This is a genomic window from Superficieibacter electus, assembly GCF_002915575.1.
Taxonomy (GTDB): Bacteria; Pseudomonadota; Gammaproteobacteria; order Enterobacterales; family Enterobacteriaceae; genus Superficieibacter; species Superficieibacter electus.
Genome location: NZ_PQGD01000074.1, coordinates 1 through 1,328, shown reverse-complemented (window position 1 = coordinate 1,328; position 1,328 = coordinate 1). Strand labels below are relative to the sequence as shown.

Sequence of the window (1,328 nt, the reverse complement as noted above, 5' to 3'; positions counted from 1 at the left end):
CGTCTATCGTACACTCTCAACTCATCTGATCAAAAAAGCCGGTTACACCAAAGCCTCTGCACAAACTGGCTCAGTGACTCTTATCCAACGCTTTGGCTCCGCGCTAAATCTCAATGTCCACTACCACATGCTGTTTCTCGATGGTGTCTATGCCGAAGATGACTATGGCAAGCAACGCTTCCATCGTGTCAAGGCACCCACTTACGATGAGCTGAATACGCTCGCTCACACCCTCAGCCATCGCATCGCTCGCTGCATGGAAAAGCGTGGGATTTTGGAGCGTGATGCCGAGAATACGTGGTTGACACTGGAAGAGGGCGAAGACGATACGCTGACTCAATTACATGGTGCTTCGGTTACGTATCGCATTGCCGTCGGCCCCCAGCAAGGGCGCAAAGTCTTCACCCTGCAAACCTTGCCAGGGCGTGAGGATAAAGCCGACTCAAGCAGTCGAGTAGCCAACCATGCTGGTTTCTCGCTACACGCCGGTGTGATGGCCGAAGCGCATCAGCGGGATAAGCTTGAGCGCTTGTGTCGCTACATTAGTCGGCCAGCGGTTTCAGAAAAACGTCTGGCATTAACCGCCAATGGGCAGGTGCGTTACGAGCTCAAAACTCCGTACCGCAATGGCACCACCCATGTGATCTTCGAGCCGCTGGACTTCATCGCCAAACTCGCTGCGTTGGTACCTAAGCCGCGAGTCAACCTCACACGCTTCCACGGCGTCTTTGCACCGAACAGCAAACACCGAGTTCAAGTAACACCCGCCAAGCGGGGCAAGAAGCCCGACAAATCGGAAGGTCTCGATACTAACTGGCGTGACAAGAGTCCTGCAGAGCGCCACCGCGCCATGACCTGGATGCAACGCCTCAAGCGAGTCTTCAATATTGATATTGAAGTCTGCGAACACTGCGGCGGTCACGTCAAAGTGATTGCCAGCATCGAAGATCCGAAGGTCATTGAGCAGATTCTCAAGCATCTGAAACAGAAAACAGCCAAGGCGAATGCCGCCAAGCAGCGTGAGCTGCCACCAGAACGAGCGCCGCCACTGACTCCCAGCCTGTTCGATCCATCACAGAGTCGTCTCTTTGACTGACGACCCCAAATCCAACACTGCTCAACACTGCCAACTTTTAAACGGGGCGGTGGGGCAGTTTGTATCTCTCGAGCTATCAGGCTAGAGATTTTACCGCCAAATCGAACCTTATTAGAGCGGTTTAGGCTGGACCGGCAGTTAAAATTGGGGCTTGAGCGGTAAACGAGTGAGGGAATTTCAGGTAAGATACTTCGGATGAGGAGCAAAAAGGTGGTTTATACTTCCTATACCC

The 1,328-nt window shown here is 53.2% G+C and carries 1 protein-coding gene; it reads left to right on the top strand.

Features of this window, described 5'->3' with window-relative positions; translation table 11 throughout:
• A partial coding sequence (locus CHU32_RS27825; protein ID WP_103678834.1) for an IS91-like element ISCR1 family transposase occupies nucleotides 1-1,096 on the top strand: 1,096 nt, incomplete at its 5' end.
• Nucleotides 1,097-1,328: the final 232 nt, after the last annotated feature.